At 69.7% G+C, this 16480-nt stretch carries 14 protein-coding genes; 9 read left to right on the forward strand and 5 right to left on the reverse strand.

Features of this window, described 5'->3' with window-relative positions; genetic code table 11:
* The first annotated feature begins 9 nt into the window (after positions 1-9).
* Positions 10-855 (forward strand): alpha/beta hydrolase-fold protein, encoded by an 846-nt coding sequence (locus WT16_RS18655; RefSeq protein ID WP_063533937.1) that lies wholly within the window; start codon positions 10-12, stop codon positions 853-855.
* Here WT16_RS18655 and WT16_RS18660 read toward each other — a convergent pair.
* Complete coding sequence (locus WT16_RS18660) at positions 848-1813, reverse strand: delta(1)-pyrroline-2-carboxylate reductase family protein (protein WP_063533938.1); 966 nt, start codon at positions 1811-1813, stop codon at positions 848-850. The genes WT16_RS18655 and WT16_RS18660 overlap by 8 nt on opposite strands.
* 235 nt (positions 1814-2048) lie before the next feature.
* Complete coding sequence (locus WT16_RS18665) at positions 2049-2447, reverse strand: carboxymuconolactone decarboxylase family protein (protein WP_006027388.1); 399 nt, start codon at positions 2445-2447, stop codon at positions 2049-2051.
* A gap of 310 nt (positions 2448-2757) precedes the next feature.
* Here WT16_RS18665 and WT16_RS18670 point away from each other — a divergent pair, with 310 nt between their 5' ends.
* Positions 2758-3648, forward strand: coding sequence for an alpha/beta fold hydrolase (locus WT16_RS18670; protein ID WP_063533939.1), 891 nt, complete (start codon positions 2758-2760; stop codon positions 3646-3648).
* 38 nt (positions 3649-3686) lie between these two features.
* On the opposite strand, the gene WT16_RS18675 is transcribed toward WT16_RS18670, so the two are convergent.
* Positions 3687-4796: a potassium channel protein gene (locus tag WT16_RS18675; protein WP_063533940.1), complete on the reverse strand. Its 1110-nt coding sequence runs from the start codon at positions 4794-4796 to the stop codon at positions 3687-3689.
* Positions 4797-4906: 110 nt separating this feature from the next.
* The gene (locus WT16_RS18680) at positions 4907-6235 is read right to left on the reverse strand and encodes an FAD-binding oxidoreductase (RefSeq protein ID WP_063533941.1); all 1329 of its coding nucleotides are present in this window, start codon (positions 6233-6235) and stop codon (positions 4907-4909) included.
* Positions 6236-6467: 232 nt separating this feature from the next.
* Between WT16_RS18680 and WT16_RS18685 the strand changes: the two genes are divergently transcribed.
* Positions 6468-7322: a helix-turn-helix domain-containing protein gene (locus WT16_RS18685; RefSeq protein ID WP_006027393.1), complete on the forward strand. Its 855-nt coding sequence runs from the start codon at positions 6468-6470 to the stop codon at positions 7320-7322.
* Between the two features lie 134 nt (positions 7323-7456).
* Positions 7457-9121 carry an ATP-dependent helicase gene (locus WT16_RS18690; protein WP_015603306.1) on the forward strand — a complete coding sequence of 555 codons (1665 nt, stop codon included), beginning with the start codon at positions 7457-7459 and terminating at the stop codon, positions 9119-9121.
* Between the two features lie 85 nt (positions 9122-9206).
* Here WT16_RS18690 and WT16_RS18695 read toward each other — a convergent pair whose 3' ends face one another.
* A complete protein-coding gene (locus tag WT16_RS18695) occupies positions 9207-10760 on the reverse strand; it encodes a methyl-accepting chemotaxis protein (protein WP_082874925.1) in 1554 nt (517 codons plus the stop codon).
* 239 nt (positions 10761-10999) lie between these two features.
* On the opposite strand from WT16_RS18695, the gene WT16_RS18700 reads away from it, so the two are divergent.
* From WT16_RS18700 to WT16_RS18725, 5 genes are all read left to right on the forward strand, one after another.
* Entirely contained in the window at positions 11000-12514 is a 1515-nt protein-coding gene (locus WT16_RS18700; RefSeq protein WP_063533942.1) for an MDR family MFS transporter, read from the forward strand.
* 388 nt (positions 12515-12902) lie between these two features.
* Entirely contained in the window at positions 12903-13472 is a 570-nt protein-coding gene (locus WT16_RS18710; RefSeq protein WP_063533944.1) for a GNAT family N-acetyltransferase, read from the forward strand.
* Between the two features lie 27 nt (positions 13473-13499).
* Entirely contained in the window at positions 13500-14357 is an 858-nt protein-coding gene (locus WT16_RS18715; RefSeq protein WP_006027398.1) for a MerR family transcriptional regulator, read from the forward strand.
* Positions 14358-14480: 123 nt separating this feature from the next.
* A complete protein-coding gene (locus WT16_RS18720) occupies positions 14481-15467 on the forward strand; it encodes a sulfonate ABC transporter substrate-binding protein (protein ID WP_059930008.1) in 987 nt (328 codons plus the stop codon).
* A gap of 151 nt (positions 15468-15618) precedes the next feature.
* Positions 15619-16275 (forward strand): lysoplasmalogenase, encoded by a 657-nt coding sequence (locus WT16_RS18725; RefSeq protein ID WP_059930010.1) that lies wholly within the window; start codon positions 15619-15621, stop codon positions 16273-16275.
* Positions 16276-16480: the final 205 nt, after the last annotated feature.

A 16480-nucleotide genomic window follows, 5' to 3' on the forward strand; every position in this document is an offset into this window, starting at 1 on the left:
TACGCCGTCATGCGCCGATTCGTCCCGCCTCTCGTCGCGCTGCTCGCCGCCGCGCTCACCGTCGCCGCGCACGCGGCCCCCGCCAGCAGCATCGTCACCCGCACGTTCCGCTCGCCCGCGCTGCACCGCGACTGGTCGTACTCCGTCTATCTGCCGGCCGGCTACAACCCGGAAGGCGCGCGCTATCCCGTGCTGTATCTGCTGCACGGCAACGCCGGCAACGCGAACGACTGGATCACGCAGGGCCGCCTGCAGCTCACCGCCGACGCGCTGATCGAGCGCCGCGACATTCCGCCCGTCGTGATCGTGATGCCGCAAGGCGGCACCGACTGGTACGTCGATCGCAAGGAAAAGATGCAGAGCGCGTTTCTCGACGACCTGATTCCCGACGTCGAAGCGCATTACGCGGTGTCGAACCAGCGCGCGGGACGGGCGATCGGCGGCGTGTCGATGGGGGGCTACGGCGCGCTGCGCTTCGCGTTCCTCGAGCCGGAGCGCTTCTGCGGCGCGATGCTGCTGAGCCCCGCGATCTATGCGAACGAGCCGCCCTCGAGCTCCGCCGCGCGCTACGTCGGCGTGTTCGGCGACCGGCAGTTCGATCCGAAGGTCTGGCACGAGCTCAATTATCCGGCGCTGTGGCGCAGCTACTTCGCGCAGCCGCTGCGGCTGCGGATGTTCATCGCCGCCGGCGACGACGACCTGTCGATCCAGGCCGAATCGAGCGCGCTCTACACGAGCCTGCGGCGCGCGCAGAATCCCGCCGCGCTGCGGATCGTCGACGGCGCGCATAGATGGGACGTGTGGCGCCGCCTGATCGGCCCCGCGCTCAAGTACACGCTCGAATGCGTCAAGTGAATGCGCGTGCGACGCGGCACGCGGCGAGATCCCACGCCGCGCAGCCGACGCTCTTGAAGAACACGGGGGCGCCTGGCGCCGGCCCGGTCGATGTCGATGTCGATGTCGAAGCGGGCACGGTCGCCGCCGCGCGCGCTTCGTCCTGCGCGCGCAGCGCGTCGGCGAGCGAGCGCACGCGCGCCCAATCGACGCCCGCGGCGATCAGGTCGCCCGCCTCGTGGCGCGCGCCCGCCGGATCGTCGACGTAGAGCGCGCTGCCCGCGATCGTCCGTGCGCCGACCTCGGCCGCGTCGGGCGTGAACGCGCCGACGCCGACAACGAGCCGCCCCGCCCGCGCCGCCTCGTCGTACACGGGCGTCGCGCTCGTCGTCGACGTGATGACTGCGTCGAGCGTGTCGGGCAGCGCGTCGCCGCCAAGCGGCTCGAGCGTCGGCAGCACCGTTCGCAGACGCTCGCAGAACGCCGCCGCCCGTGCAGCCGCGCGCGCCTTTACGCGCACGCGCACGCCGGGAAACAGCGCGGCGAGCGCGTCGACGTGGTGCGCCGCCTGCGTGCCGGCGCCGATCAGCAGCACGTCGCGCGGCGCGGTGGCGAGGAACGTGCGGATCGCGAGCAGCGTGACCGCGGCCGTCCGGCGGCCGGTGACGGTCGGCCCGTCGAGCGCGAAGAGCGGCGCGCCCGTCGTCGGATCGACGACGCTCACCTGCCCCTGGATCGTCGGCAGATCGCCGCCGCGGTTGCGCGGGCATACGGTCACGAGCTTGTGGATCGCGAGATCGGGCGCCGACGCGGGCATCGACAGCATGACCCCGCCTTCGTTGAGCGGCACGACGAGCCGCGCCGGGCTCGCGATGCGGCCCGCGGCCGCATCGCGCGCCGCCGCGCGCAACGCGTCGACCAGCCCGGCGAAAGGCGTGACGCGCGCCGTCTGCGCCGCGTCGAAAATCGCTGTCGTCATCGTGGGTGTCCTCTTGTCCAAGGTGGGAATCCAAGGCGTGTCGGCCCCAGGGTCGGGCCGCGCGGCGGATGCCCGGCGATGCCTTGCCGCCGCGCTTCGGCTGCACATTCGCGTTGCCGGCGACGCCGGGCGTCGCGACATCAGTATCACCGATGTGCGCCGGTTCGCAAGCGTTCAGCCGCCCGCGCAAGCGCGGCCGGCCGACGCCGCGAGACCGTGCGACGCCGCGGCGCCGTCACGCGCCGTCGTCAGGCACATCGAGCCCCAGCGCGTCGATCACTTCGCGCGCGTGGCGAAACGCCTCGACGGCCGCCGGCGCGCCCGCATACAGCGCGCTGTGCAGCAGCACCTCGCGAATCTCGACGAGGGTCGCGCCATTGTTCAGCGCGCCACGCACATGCCCCTTGAGCTCGTGGCCGCGGCCGAGCGCCGCGAGCATCGCGCAGGTGCAGAGGCTGCGCGTCTTCAGGTCGATGCCGCCGCGCTGCCACGTGCTGCCCCACGCGTGCTCGTTCAGCCAGTCCTGCAACGGCCGCGAAAAGCCGTCCAGATTGCTCATCGCGCGCTCGACGAACGCGTCGCCCATCACCTGTGTCCGGCGCGCCTTGCCTTGCTCGCGGTCCCGTTCGCTCATGCCGCTCTCCTGTCCTGAAATTGAAAAGAGGATCGTAGTGGATTCCGGGCCGGCTCGGATGCTACACGGCGTCGATCCTCGTGCCGACGCCGCGCGCTCGAGGTTTTCCCCCAATTGCCGCGGGCATCGCCGTGCGCGTCGGCGGGAGCGCCGTCGCGCGTGCGGCCCGCAATTTCCGGATCGTCAATGAATCACATCACGAATATCCAATAGGCAAACCGGCAACCGCCCACTAGACTTTTCCGACGCCGCGCGCACTGTGCGCACGCCGGTCACACGATATCGACGTCAAAAATCAGGAGATCCGATCATGGATGATGCGCGCCGCGTGAGTTCGTTCAGTCACGAAGGATTGACTTTCGACGTCGTCGATACAGGCCCGGCCGACGGCGAGATCATCGTGCTGCTGCACGGCTGGCCGCAGACGGCGAAGTGCTGGACGCGCGTCGCGGCCCTGCTGAACGCCGACGGCTATCGAACCATCGCGCCGAACCAGCGCGGCTACTCGCCGCTCGCCCGCCCGCGCCGCGTCGCCGCGTACCGGATGCCGCATCTCGTCGGCGACGTCGTCGCGCTGATCGAGCGGCTCGGCGGCGGCCCGGTCCACGTCGTCGGGCACGACTGGGGCGCGGCCGTCGCGTGGGCGCTCGCGGGCCGGCATCCCGCCGCGGTGCGCACGCTGACGACGGTGTCGGTGCCGCACTCGGGCGCGTTCATGCGCTCGATGCTCAGCAGCGACCAGTTGTTCCGCTCGTATTACATGGGCCTCTTCCAGTTGCCGAAGCTGCCGGAGCTGTTCGTCACGCGCTGCCGCGGGCTGTTCGAGAAAATGCTGACGGGCACGGGCATGACGCGCGACGAGGTGGAAGCCGTCTATGCCGACATCGTCGACACGGGCGCGCTGACGACGTCGCTCAACTGGTATCGCGCAATCGCGCTGACGCCGCCCGGCTATCTGACCCGCAAGGTGCCCGTGCCCGTTCTGCACGTCTGGGGCGCGCGGGATGCGGCGCTGTCGCGGCGGGGCGCCGAGCTCGCGCGCGATTTCGTGAGCGGGCCGTACCGGCTCGAAGTGCTGCCGCACGCGACGCACTGGGTCCCCGAGCACGACGCCGAGCGGCTCGCCGCGCTCGTGCGCGAATCGGTCGCGGTGAAGCCGGGCACAGCGCCGGCGCCCCTTGCCGCCGCGGCGGCGAACTGAGCGGCGCGTGGCCGACGCGTCGGCCCGCCGCGCCGCGCTCAGTCCGCGAGCTCGATGCCCGCGCGCTCCATCGCGCGCGTCGACTGGATCACGACGAGCGTATCGCCCGCCTCGATCCGGCACGGCGGATCTTCGTAAAACGACAGGATCTTGCCGCCGCGATCGAGCCCGACGACAAGCGCGCCCGTCACCGCGTTCGACATGCAGCCGATTTCGTGCGCGGCGGCCGGCCGCTCGACGAGCGTCGCGCGGCCGCGCGTGGACAGCATGTCGTTGACGAACGGCACGATGTAGCGGCTCTCGACCGCGTCGGCGAGCAACAGCGCGCCGATCTTCGTCGACGACACGATCACGTCCGCGCCCGCCTGCCGCAGTTGCCGCTGATACAGGTTCTCCTGGATCCGAACGACGATCTTCGTATCGGGCGCGATGCTGCGCACCGACAGCGTAAGCAGGATCGCGGTCGGATCGTCGGTGACCGAGATGATGACCGCCTTCGCGCTGCGCACCTGCGCCTGCTGCAGCAGATCCTCGTGCGCGGGGTCGCCGCAAAGGCCCGTCACGCCGAGCGCGGCGGCCGCCTCGAGCGCCTGCTCCTGCGAATCGATGACGACCAGCGTCGCCGGATCGACGCCGCTTTCGAGCAGCTCGCGCACGGCGATCGAGCCGCTCAGCCCGTAGCCGCAAATCACGACGTGATCGCGCAGATTCTTTTGCAGGCGCTTCATGCGGTACTCCTCGATGACTCGTTGAATCACGAATTGATAAGCGGTGCCGAGAAAGATGAACCAGATGCCGATGCGGATCGGCACGATGAAGAACGCGTCGATGAGACGCGCGCGCGCGGTGACGGGCACGATGTCGCCGTAGCCGACCGTCGCGACCGTCACCATCGTGAAATAGACGAGATCGGCGATGCTCATCGGCGCGCTCTTCGTCGAATCGCGCAGGCCGTCGCGATCGAGATACAGCACGAGGAACGCGAGCACGCACAGGCCGACGACGAGCGCGAGGCGAAACGTCAGCGTGCGCAGCGGCGACGCGGCGGGCCGCGTGAACAGCGTGCGCGGGCGCGGCGCCTTCCACGGCGTGCGCGCGCGACGCAGGCGAAATCGCAGCGACTTGCGGTATTCGGATGGCGAAGCCAATGCTTTTCTCCAGAACCGGGCGTCGCGATTTTACGCCGCGAGACGGCGCCGCGCGCGGCGAAAGCCGCGGCCGCCGGCGCCGCCGTCATCGTCTTGAGCGGACATCGACGCTACAGCATGCTCGCCGGCCGCCGCATCGTCCCGTTGACGAAGCGCGCCGCGCGAAACGCGGACAGATCGAGCGACGTCGCGCCGGTGTCGACCCACTCGGCGAGCAGGCGGCCGACAATCGGCCCCATCGCGAAGCCGTGCCCGCAGAACCCGGTCGCGATCGCGAGCCCGTCCGGCGCGCGCGGCGCATCGATGACCGGAATGCCGTCGGGCAGCACGTCGATCAGGCCCGCCCACGCCTCGACGATCTGCGCATCGCGCAGTGCCGGGAAAATCGCCTTCAGCTTCGCGAGCGCGCGCGGCGCATGCGCGGGATTCGGCTGCGGATTCGGATCGCGCGGCTCGATCGCCGATACGCCGCCCGCGATGCGCGCCTTCAGATCGCGCCACGCCGCGCCGTTCAGACGAAAGCGGAATTTTTCGCGCTGCGCCCACAGCTCGGGCAGGAACAGGCTCAGCCCGCGCAGATGGCCGAGCGTGACGTCGACGTCCACCTGCATGTCGTCCGCGAGATTGATCGCGCCGCTCGCGCGCTGCCGGATGCCGAGGCCGTGCCCCCAGATCGTCGACGCGGACACGGCGGGCAGCGCATTCGTGCGCATGCAGGTGCCGCGCACCGCGTGCTGGGGCAGCCGGATGCCGACGCCGTCGAGCAGACGAAAGCTCGTCGCGCCGGCCGCGCAGATCACGCGCCGCGCCTTCACGACGCCGCGCTCGGTGACGACGCCCGACACCGCGCCGCCCGACGTGTCGATCGCGGTCACACCGCAGCCTTCGACGAAACGCGCGCCGGCTTCGATCGCGCGCGCGGCGAACGCCGCGGCGACGCGGCGCGGCTCGGCCTGGCCGTCGCTCGCCGTGTAGAGGCCGCCGAGCGCGGGCGCGGCAAGACCGCTCACGTGCGCATCGATCTCGGCGCGCGCGAGCGTGCGCGTATCGAGCCCGTGCGCGCGCGCGACATCCGTCCATTGCTGGAACGACGCCCAATCGTCGTCGTTGTCGGCGATATAGAGACAGCCGCCCTGCCGCCATTCCAGATCGGCGCCGAGCTCGCGCTCGAGCCCCTCCCACAGGCGCATGCCGGCCATCATCAGCGGCACTTCGGCGGCTTCGCGGCCCTGCTGGCGCACGAAGCCCCATGCGCGCGCCGACTGCTGTCCCGCGATGCGGGATTTGTCGAACACGGCCGCCTTTATCCCGCGCAACCCGAGATAATAGGCGGCCGCGCAGCCCATGATGCCCGCGCCGGCGATGACGACGTCGGCCTGGGCGGGAAACGGCTCGTCGGCGCACGCGAGCGTCTTGTAAAGCGGATAGGTCGTGGTCATGTCGGAAGTTTCGACGAAAACGCCATCGGCGAAAACCCGTCACAGTAACCTCAAGAAACACCTTTCACAGAAAAACGCACACTAGTGCGCAGGACGAACTTTGTTTTGCGGTAAAGTTATCTTTCCATGCGTGGCCGGTCGGCTCGCTTCATCCGACGGCATCCGATGATGCCGTACCGTGCGCCATCAGGCGCTCCGTTCTGAATCATTCGATCCGAGCCGTTCCCGCAGCATGACCAACGAAGCAATCACCACGGATTCCCTTGCGGTCGCCGAGCGCGTGCGCGAGCTGATGACCCGCCACGGCATCGGCAAGCGTCAGCAGACGACCGAGCTCTGCCGAATTCTCGACCTGAGCTTTTCGCAAGGGCATCGCAAGCTGCGCGGCAGCAGTCCCTGGACGCTCGCGCAAATCAAGAAAGTCGCCGAAGCGTATGGCGAGCCCGCCGCGCAACTGTTCGGCGCGCAGGCGCTCGATCCCGGCATGGTCGGCGCATGCGCGCGCGACGCGGTGCTGTATGCGGGCATCGCCGAGATTGCGTGCACCGCATGGATCGGCGGGCTCCTCGACGCCGGCGCGCGCCCCGAATTCGTCGCGTACGAACAGCAGGGCCGCTGGCGCGTGCTGCGCCACACGGGCGTGCTCTACCAGAACGCATACGACGTTCACAAGATCGAGATCTATCCGCGCCGCGCGGAAAGCGACAGGCTGCTCGTCGCCGTGATCGACGCCGACAGCGTGAGCGCCGACGAAGTCTGCCGCTATCTCGACGAGCAGGGCTTCGTGACGGCGCGCTTTGGCAGCGTCGATGCGTTCGCCGATGCGCTGCAGGGCCAGGCATTCGACGCGGTGGTCACCGAGTGGATGTTCGACGGCCGCAACGCCGCCGACGCGATCCAGGCCGTGCGCGCGTCCGACAATCCGGGCGCGCCGATCTTCGTGCTGACGGGCGACCTGCTGACGGGCCGCGCGAGCGAAGCCGAGATCAGCGAAGTGATCCGCGTCTACGACGTCGTCTGCTACGAGAAACCCGCCCGCATGGCGATCCTGAGCGCCGATCTCGCGAAGCGTCTGTCGCGCGCGTGACGGCGAAAGCGCGCGGCATGCGCGCCGGCCCGCGGATGTCGGGCATGCCGCGCCTTCGCCGCGCGCCCCGTCCCGCACGCGCCTGCGTACAATACGGCGACCCTTGCCCAACGCACGCCCTGCCAGGACCCGACATGGCCCGCATCATTCCCGACGACTGGATGAACCTCGCCGCCACGGGCGCGGCCGAGCGCGAGCGCGAAACGCTCGCGACGCTGGAGCGGACACTGCCCGACGCGTACACCGTCTATCACGGCGTGCACTGGACGCGCGCGGACCAGAACTTCTCGGTATTCGGCGAAGCCGACTTCGTGATCGTGAGCCCGGCCGGGCGCGTGCTCGTGATCGAGCAGAAGGCGGGCTTCCTGCGCGAGACGCCGAAGGGGCTCGTCAAGGTCTATCTGCAGACCGAGCGCAACGTGTCGATCCAGCTCGCGCGCACGCTCGAAAACCTGCATCGCCGGCTCACCGCCGCGCTCGGCGCGGGCGCTTACGGCGTCGAGGAACTGCTGTACTGCCCGGACTACACGATCAGGAATCCCGCGATCGCGGGCGTCGCGCCCGCGCGGATCGTCGACGCGACGCGCAGGCACGAGCTCGCCGCGCGCATCGTCGACGCGCTGCCCGCCGACGAGCCGCCCTTTCCGAGCGCGGCGAAGATCCACCATTTCCTCGCGGACGAGCTGTCGCTCACGCCGGACACGAGCGCGCTCGTCGGCCAGGCTGACACGCTCGTCACGCGGCTCGCGGGCGGCCTCGCCGCGTGGGCGCGCCGGCTCGCGTTCGCGCCGTTCCGGCTGCGCGTGATCGCGACCGCGGGCTCCGGCAAGACGCAGCTCGCGGTGCAGGCGATGCGCGACGCGATCTCGGCCGGCAAGCGCGTGCTGTACGTGTGCTTCAACCGGCCGCTCGCCGACCACGTCGCGCGTATCGCGCCCGCGGGCGCGACGATCGCGAACTACCATCAGCTCTGCGACTGGATCGCGCGCGACGGCGGCCACGCCCCCGACTTCGGCGCGCACGACGCGTTCGCGCAGCTCGAGGCGCGCTTCGCGCAAACGCCGATCGCCGAGCGCTGGCGGTTCGATACGCTGATCGTCGACGAAGGCCAGGACTTCCAGCCGTCGTGGGCGGGCGCGCTCGAGCGGCTCGTCGCGCCTGACGGCGCATGGTGGTGGCTCGAGGACCCGCTGCAGAACCTCTACATGCGCGACAGCGTGCCGCTGCCCGGCTGGGTGACGCTCAAGGAGACAACCAACTACCGCAGCCCGCGCGACATCCTCGACTATGTGCGCGACGTCGTCGGCAGCGTCGAGCCGCTCGCGGCCGAACTCGCGTCGGGCAGCCCGTTCGGCGGATCGGAGATCTCGATTTCCGCGTACGACGCGGCGGACGCGGAATCGGCCGCGCAAGCGTGCATCGACGCAACGAAGCGCGCGATCACGCACGCGCTCGCGCTCGGCTTTCGCAAGCAGGACATCGCGGTGCTGTCGTTCAGGGGGCGCGAGGGCTCGGCGCTCGCCGCGCTCGACCAGCTCGGCCCGCACCGCGTGAAGAGCTTCACCGGCAAATACGATCTGTTCGGGAATCCGGAATACCGGGAAGGCGACGTGCTGCTCGACTCGATCTATCGATTCAAGGGGCAGGCGGCGCCGTGCGTGATCCTGACCGAAGTCGACTTCGACGCGTTCGACGAGCGGGCGGCGCGCAAGCTGTTCGTCGGCGCGACGCGCGCGACGATGAAGCTGATCGTCGTCGCGGCGCGGCGCGCGGCGCAGCGGATCGCGCCTTCCGCCTGACGGGAACGGACGCGGCGGATCGCGGCAAATCGCGTCGGGCGGGCAACACGGACCCGCCGCACGAAGCGATCGGGCAACGCGCCCGTCAGACGACGCGGAACGCGCCGACCGTGTGCCGCAGCCCGTCCGCCTGCTCCTCGAGCGACGCGGCGGCGGCGGCGGCCTGCTCGACGAGCGCCGCGTTCTGCTGCGACACCTGATCCATCTGCGAGACGGCGCGGTTGACCTGCTCGATGCCGTCGCGCTGCTCGTTCGACGCGGCCGAGATCTCGGTCATGATGCCGGTCACGCGCGCGATCGCGCGCTGGATCTCCTGCATCGTGTCGCCCGCCGAGCCGACGAGACGCGAGCCCGTCGCGACCCGCTCGACCGATTCGCCGATCAGCGCCTTGATCTCCTTGGCCGCCGACGCGGAGCGCTGCGCGAGCGTGCGCACCTCGCCCGCGACGACCGCGAAGCCGCGGCCCTGCTCACCCGCGCGCGCGGCCTCGACGGCCGCGTTCAGCGCGAGGATGTTGGTCTGGAACGCGATCCCTTCGATCGTGCCGATGATGTCGGCCACCTTCTGCGAGCTCTGGTCGATCTCGGCCATCGTGCCGACCACCTCGCCGACGACCGTCGCGCCCTTCGTCGCGATGTCGGTCGCGCTGTCCGCGCAGTTCTGCGCTTCGCGCGCGTTGTCCGCGTTCTGCTTCACCGTCGCGGTCAATTGCTCCATGCTCGCCGCCGTCTGCTGCAGCGCGGCCGCCTGCTCCTCGGTGCGCTGCGACAGATCGGTGTTGCCGGCCGCGATCTGGCGCGTCGCGGTGGCGATCGATTCGGAGCCGTTCGTCACCTTGCGCACGGTGTCCGACAGGCTGCGCTGCATCGTCGTGAGGCCCTTGACGAGCTCGGCCATTTCGTCGTGCGACGTCCAGCGCAGCTCGCCCGTCAGATCGCCCTCCGACAGGCGGCGCAGGTGCCCGAGGATCCGCACGAGCGGCTGCGTGATCGCGAAGTGCAGGCCGATCGCGCAGCCAAGGCACCCGGCGAGGCCGAACGCGATCAGCCCGCCGAGCATGAGCCGCAGCCAGCCGTACATTTGCTCGGCGTCGTCGTACGCGGCCTTGCCGTACGCGGCGCGCGCGTCGTCGAGCGCGGCCGTCGCCTTCGTCCACGCAACCGACAGCGGCGGCGCGACCGTCATCATCAGGCGGTCGGCTTCGTCGTGCCGGCCGGCCTTCAGCGCGTCGATCAACGGCTTGAGCGCCTCGTCGACGAGCGCGCGGCGCGCCGCGTTCGCCTGCGCGGCGAGCGTCTTTTCGTCGTCGCTGCGCGGCAGCGCGTCATAGTCGCGCCAGCCGCGGTCCGACGCGGCCAGATACTGCTCCGCCTTCGCGAGCGTGTTCGCGGCGTCGGGCACCTCCGGATGCAGGATCACGCGATCGAGCGTCGTGCGCGTGATCGCGAGATTGAGGCTCGCCGACGCGAGCGCCGTCTTCGCCGCGAGCTGCCGCGTGTACGCGTCGCCGAGCGCGGCGTTCGAGTTCTGCATGCTGAAGAAGCCGATCACGCCCGTGATCGTCAACAGCGCGGCGACGAGACCGAGCGTCGAGAAGATCCGGGTGCGAATCGAAAAGCGGGAGAAAAAGGCATTCATGACCAGGAAGAATCGCAAGTGGTAGCCGCCGGTTTGGGGGACAGTCGCCGGTATTACGGCCCGGCTTTCGAAAACTTGAGACGCCTCAAGCGATGCGACGACATGCCGCGGGGCCGGGCGGCCGGATGCGGCCGTCGCCGGCCGGTAATCAATGGAAACCCTTGTGACGAAGCAGAGATTGACTAGTCAATCAGATGTTTCTACATTCCGTCTGCTTCCATACGACCAAACGGCTCCCCATGTCCACCGACTCCTCCGCGCCGCCCGTCCACGCCGATGCCGGCCGACCGGCCGCGTCCGTGCGGCTCACGATCGCCGCGCTGCTGCTCGTGCTGCTGTTGTCCGCGCTCGACCAGACGATCGTGTCGACCGCGCTGCCGACCATCGTCGGCGACCTGGGCGGCCTCGAGAAGCTGTCCTGGGTCGTCACCGCGTACCTGCTGTCGTCGACCGTCGTGCTGCCGCTGTACGGCAAGCTCGGCGACCTGTACGGGCGCAAGACCGTGCTGCAGGCGGCGATCGTGCTGTTCGTCGTCGGCTCGGCGCTGTGCGGGCTCGCGCAGGACATGACGCAACTGATCGTGCTGCGCGCGCTGCAGGGGCTCGGCGGCGGCGGGCTGATGGTCGTCACGATGGCGGCGATCGCCGACCTGATTCCGCCCGACGAGCGCGGCCGCTATCAAGGGCTGTTCGGCGGCGTGTACGGAATCGCGACGGTGATCGGGCCGCTCCTCGGCGGGTTTCTCGTCCAGCATCTGTCGTGGCGCTGGATCTTCTACATCAACCTGCCGCTCGGCGCGCTCGCGTTCGTGGTGATCGGCGGGGCGTTCAAGCCGCACACCGCACACGTGCGGCGCCGGATCGACTATGCGGGCGCCGCGTTCCTCGCCACGGCGCTCACCTGCGTCGTGCTGTTCACGAGCCAGGGCGGCACGATCCTGCCGTGGTCGTCGCCGCAGTTGTGGTTCACGCTCGCGCTCGGCCTCGTCGCGACCGCCGGCTTCGTCTACGAGGAACGCCTCGCCGCCGAGCCGATCATGCCGCTCGAGCTGTTCCGCCACCGGACCTTCGTGCTGTGCGGCCTGATCGGCTTCGTCGTCGGGCTCGCGCTGTTCGGCTCGGTCACGTTCCTGCCGCTCTATCTGCAGGTCGTCAAGGGCTCGACGCCGTCGGAAGCCGGCATGCAGGTGCTGCCGATGATGGGCGGCTTGCTCGCGACGTCGATCGGCAGCGGCCGCCTCATCACGAAGCTCGGCAAGTACCGCTTCTTTCCGATCGCGGGCACCTTCATCGCCGCCGCGGCGATGCTGCTCCTCGCGACACTGTCGCTCGACACGCCGCTGCGCGCGATGTACCTGTACATGGCGCTCCTCGGCGGCGGGCTCGGCATGGTGATGCCCGTCATCGTGCTCGCGGTGCAGAACACCGTCGAATTCCGGCATCTCGGCGTCGCGACGTCCGGCGCGACCCTCTTTCGCTCGATCGGCGGCTCGCTCGGCGTCGCCGCGTTCGGCGCGCTGTTCTCGAACGGGCTGCATGCGCGGCTCGACGCGGCGCTGCCGCCCGACACGGAGCTGCCGCCGTCGCTCGGGCCCGCGGCCGTGCGCCAGTTGCCGGACGCGGTGCGCGACGCGTATCTGCACGCGTTCGCGAGTTCGCTGCACACGGTGTACCTGTGCGCGGCGGCGGTGATCGCGATCGCATTCGCGCTCGCGTGGTTCGTCAAAGACGCGCCGCTCAGGAAACGCGGCTGATCGGGGCTGCCGCGCGCGCGTGATCCGATCGATCACTTCCGCGCCCCGCTTGGCCATGCGCACGCCGGGGCAGGCCCGGAAGCGGACGCCGCCGCCTTCGACCGCGCCTTATCGATCGCGTCCTGCAATCGAGGTTGCGACGCAAGTGGCTGATCGAGTTGCACCGAATTGTCTGACGCCGCATCCATCGCAACCCGGTCGGTTGCGACGCCGTCGCGCGCCTGCTTCGCGTCGCGCGTCGGCTTTCTTTCGAGATTCGGCCGGCCCGGCATATTGTTTGTCCATCGTGTTTTTGATTGTTCATTTCTCGACGGCAGGCTTCGCGCTTTGCGGACATTTTCGAATGCGCGCATAGTAGCGATTTCACCATTCCCGCCCTGTTTTTGCGATGAAAACCACCGACGCCACCGCCCATTGCTCCGCCATCGTCCGCGACGCCACCGAAGACGATCTCGAAGCGATCCAGGCGATCTATGCGCATCACGTGCTGACGGGCGTCGCGTCGTTCGAGGAGACGCCGCCGTCCGTCGCCGATCTGCGCGCGCGGCGCGAAGCGGTGCTGCGGCACGGCCTGCCGTATCTCGTCGCCGAGCTGGACGGCGTCGTCGCGGGCTACGCGTATGCGACGCCGTACCGGCCGCGCAGCGCGTACCGCTATGCGCTTGAGGATTCGATCTACGTGAACGACGCATGCCGAGGGCGCGGCATCGGCCGCGTGCTGCTCGGCGCGCTGATCGCGCGCTGCGAGGCGGGGCCGTGGCGACAGATGATCGCGGTGATCGCGGACGGCGGGCGCGGCGGCTCGACGTCGTTGCATCGCGCGCTTGGCTTCGAGCCCGTCGGCACGCTGCGCGGCGTGGGCTTCAAGCACGGCCGCTGGATCGACACCGCGCTGATGCAGCGTGGGCTCGGACACGGCGCGCAGAAGCCCCCCTCGGACACCGACGCCTCGCACTGAAGCGCGCGGTCGCGCTAAAATCGTCGCATGCCGAAATCGAACTCAACTACTCCCGCCGACGCCGCCCCGGACGCATCGACGTTGAACGAATATACGGTCGACGAGCTCGCGCGCGTGTCGGACACGACGGTGCGCAACGTACGCGCATACCAGGATCGCGGCCTGCTCGCGCCGCCGCGCAAGCGCGGCCGCGTCGGCATCTACGACGACACGCACGTCGCCCGCCTGAAGGTCATCAACCACCTGCTCGCACGCGGCTACACGCTGTCGAACATTCAGGATCTGATCAAGGCGATCGACGACGGCCACGACCTGCGCTCGATCCTCGGGCTCGAAAACGCGATCGGCGGCCGCTGGTCGAACGAGCGCCCGCAAACCTTCTCGCTCGCGCAGCTCATCCAGATGTTCGGCCCGCAGACGCCCGCGTCGCTCGGGCGCGTCGCGGAGCTCGGCCTGCTCGAGCGGCGCGGCGTGTCGTTCGTCGCGAAAAGCCCGGCGCTCATCGAAGCCGCGGCCGCGATGGTCCGCGAGGGCATTCCAGCGCGCGAGCTGCTCGACGCGATCGGCATCACGCGGCCGTATTTCGATGCGATCGCACGCGTGCTCGTCGAGCTCGTCGTGCGCCGCCTCGATCGCTACGACGAAGGCTCGCTGCCGCCGCCGACCGACGTGCCGGCGCTCGTCGATGCGATCTGGCGGCTGCGCCCGCTGTCGTCCGTATTCGTCGAAGGCGAGATGAACCGGGCGCTCGAAGCGGCGTCGAGCGCGTACCTGGGCGGGCGCGTCGCGACGATCCTCGACAAGAAGCTGAGCTCGCAGGCCGCGCGCGACGACGAACCCGAGCTCGAACGAACCGCGGCGAAGGACGCGCCGAAGAAACGTTAGGCGCACGCGCGTCATATTGATATCGGCAATGCTTGGTTCGCGGGGGCGCCTGCCCGTGCGACGATTTCCCGACTCGGGCGGCATGCGCGCCGCCCGCTTCGCTCAACGTCGTGGAGATTGCCGATGATTCGCCTTGCCCGCTGGATTCCCCGAACCGTAGCCGCCGCGCTCGCGTCGTCGCTCGTCGCCGCCGCCGCGTTCGCGCAGGATGACGCGGGCGGCAAGGTGCTGCGCGTCGGCTATCAGAAGGCGGGGCTGCTCGCCGTCGTCAAGGCGCAGGGCGCGCTCGAGGCGCGCGTGAAGCCGCTCGGCTACACCGTCAAATGGTTCGAGTTCCCGGCCGGCCCGCAACTGCTCGAAGCGCTGAACGCGAACAGCATCGACGTCGGCTACACGGGCGCGCCGCCCGCGGTGTTCGCGCAGGCGAGCGGCGTGCGCTTCGTCTACGTCGGCGCGGAGCCGCCATCACCGCACAACGAGGCGATCATCGTGAAAGCCGATTCGCCGCTCAAGACCGTCGCCGATCTGCGGGGCAAGAAAGTCGCGCTGCAGAAAGGCTCGAGCGCGAACTATCTGCTGCTCGAGGCGCTGCGCAAGGCCGGCGTGCGCTACGACGAGATCCGCCCGATCTACCTGCCGCCCGCCGACGCGCGCGCCGCGTTCGAGAGCGGCACCGTGGACGCGTGGGCGGTCTGGGACCCGTACTACGCGGCCGCGCAGCAGGCGCTGAAGGCGCGCACGCTCGCCGACTATGCCGGCCTGCCCGCCGCACACAACTTCTATGAAGCGACGCGCGATTTCGCGACCCGCCATCCGGACGTCGTCGGCGCGGTGTTGCAGCAGTTGCGCGAGACCGGCCTGTGGGTCAACGCGCATCCCACCGAAACCGCCGCGCTGATCGCGCCGAAGGTCGGTCTCGACCGCGCGCTCGTCGAGACCTGGGTCAGGCGCGTGCCGTACGGCACGACGCCGCTCGACGAGAAGATCGTCGCGTCGCAACAGGGCGTCGCCGACGCGTTTCACGCGGCGAAGCTGATCCCGCAGAAGCTGAGCGTCGCCGACAACGTCTGGGCCGACCGGAACGCCGCCGCCGCGCTCGCGGCAAAGTAGGCGCGGCGCATCGCCCGCGGCCCGATTAGAGGGATTTGTCTGTCCCCGATAACGCCTTCTTGCCGATAATGACCGGCCGCGCGGATGCCGTGCGTCGCCCGCGACGCCGCCCGCGCCCGATCACGCGCCGCGTGCGAGGAGACGCCCGCCCATGTTGTCCCATCTGCCCCCGCGCGTGCGCGGTCTCTGGCTCGCGGCCGCGCTCGCCGCGCTGCTGTACGGACTGTCGCTCGGCCACGCGCCCTATCCCGGCCAGCCGGCCGCCAAGGCGGCGCTCGGCGTCCTGCTGTTCGTCGCGGCGCTGCGGCATCCGGCCGCGCGCGAGCGCGCGTGGCTCGGCGCGGCGCTCGCCGCGTCGGTGCTCGGCGACGTGCTCCTCGCGCTTGCCTCCTGGCCGCCGTCGTTCGTCGCCGGCCTCGGCGCGTTCCTGCTCGCCCATCTCGCCTATTGCGCGCTGTTCGCGCCGTGGCGCGCCGCGCCGCGCGGGCCGCGCGCGGTCGCGCTCGTCGCGCTGTGGATCGCCGCCCCCGCGCTCTACGCCGCGTTCTTTCCCCATCTCGCCGCGCTCGCCGCGCCCGTCGCCGTCTATGTCGCCGTGCTCGGCGCGATGGCGAGCTTCGCACTCTGCGCGCGCACGCCGGGGCCACAGGTCGCGGCCGGCGCGCTCGTGTTCGTCGCGTCCGACGCGCTGATCGGCATCGATCGTTTTCTCGGCGCATTCGCCGGCGTCGATTATTTCATCTGGTTCTTTTATGCGATCGCGCAATTGACCATTGCGTTCGGCGTGCTGCGGCGCAAATCGAAATGATCGAATTCACGCCGCCACCTCAATCCGTTGAGGATGGCAGCGAATTTTGCGACGCAGCATCCCGATTCCGACTTCCACCGCGTTTTGCTCCCTGCCGCCCCGTCCCGCGGGCTCGACATCCGTTGAATCCCGCGCTTAGAGGGCTATGTCTACCCGGCTTGCGGTTTTGGTTTTCACGAACTATTGTTACATCAATCAATGTAAC

The sequence above is a fragment of the Burkholderia sp. MSMB1589WGS genome, assembly GCF_001636105.1.
GTDB lineage: Bacteria > Pseudomonadota > Gammaproteobacteria > Burkholderiales > Burkholderiaceae > Burkholderia > Burkholderia humptydooensis.

Excerpts from the sequence above, each read along its gene's own strand:
- WT16_RS18655 (WP_063533937.1), top strand. The coding sequence starts at position 10 with ATGCGCCGATTCGTCCCGCCTCTCGTCGCGCTGCTCGCCGCCGCGCTC.
- WT16_RS18660 (WP_063533938.1), bottom strand. The coding sequence starts at position 1,813 with ATGACGACAGCGATTTTCGACGCGGCGCAGACGGCGCGCGTCACGCCT.
- WT16_RS18665 (WP_006027388.1), bottom strand. The coding sequence starts at position 2,447 with ATGAGCGAACGGGACCGCGAGCAAGGCAAGGCGCGCCGGACACAGGTG.
- WT16_RS18670 (WP_063533939.1), top strand. The coding sequence starts at position 2,758 with ATGGATGATGCGCGCCGCGTGAGTTCGTTCAGTCACGAAGGATTGACT.
- WT16_RS18680 (WP_063533941.1), bottom strand. The coding sequence starts at position 6,235 with ATGACCACGACCTATCCGCTTTACAAGACGCTCGCGTGCGCCGACGAG.
- WT16_RS18685 (WP_006027393.1), top strand. The coding sequence starts at position 6,468 with ATGACCAACGAAGCAATCACCACGGATTCCCTTGCGGTCGCCGAGCGC.
- WT16_RS18690 (WP_015603306.1), top strand. The coding sequence starts at position 7,457 with ATGGCCCGCATCATTCCCGACGACTGGATGAACCTCGCCGCCACGGGC.
- WT16_RS18695 (WP_082874925.1), bottom strand. The coding sequence starts at position 10,760 with ATGAATGCCTTTTTCTCCCGCTTTTCGATTCGCACCCGGATCTTCTCG.
- WT16_RS18700 (WP_063533942.1), top strand. The coding sequence starts at position 11,000 with ATGTCCACCGACTCCTCCGCGCCGCCCGTCCACGCCGATGCCGGCCGA.
- WT16_RS18710 (WP_063533944.1), top strand. The coding sequence starts at position 12,903 with ATGAAAACCACCGACGCCACCGCCCATTGCTCCGCCATCGTCCGCGAC.
- WT16_RS18715 (WP_006027398.1), top strand. The coding sequence starts at position 13,500 with ATGCCGAAATCGAACTCAACTACTCCCGCCGACGCCGCCCCGGACGCA.
- WT16_RS18720 (WP_059930008.1), top strand. The coding sequence starts at position 14,481 with ATGATTCGCCTTGCCCGCTGGATTCCCCGAACCGTAGCCGCCGCGCTC.
- WT16_RS18725 (WP_059930010.1), top strand. The coding sequence starts at position 15,619 with ATGTTGTCCCATCTGCCCCCGCGCGTGCGCGGTCTCTGGCTCGCGGCC.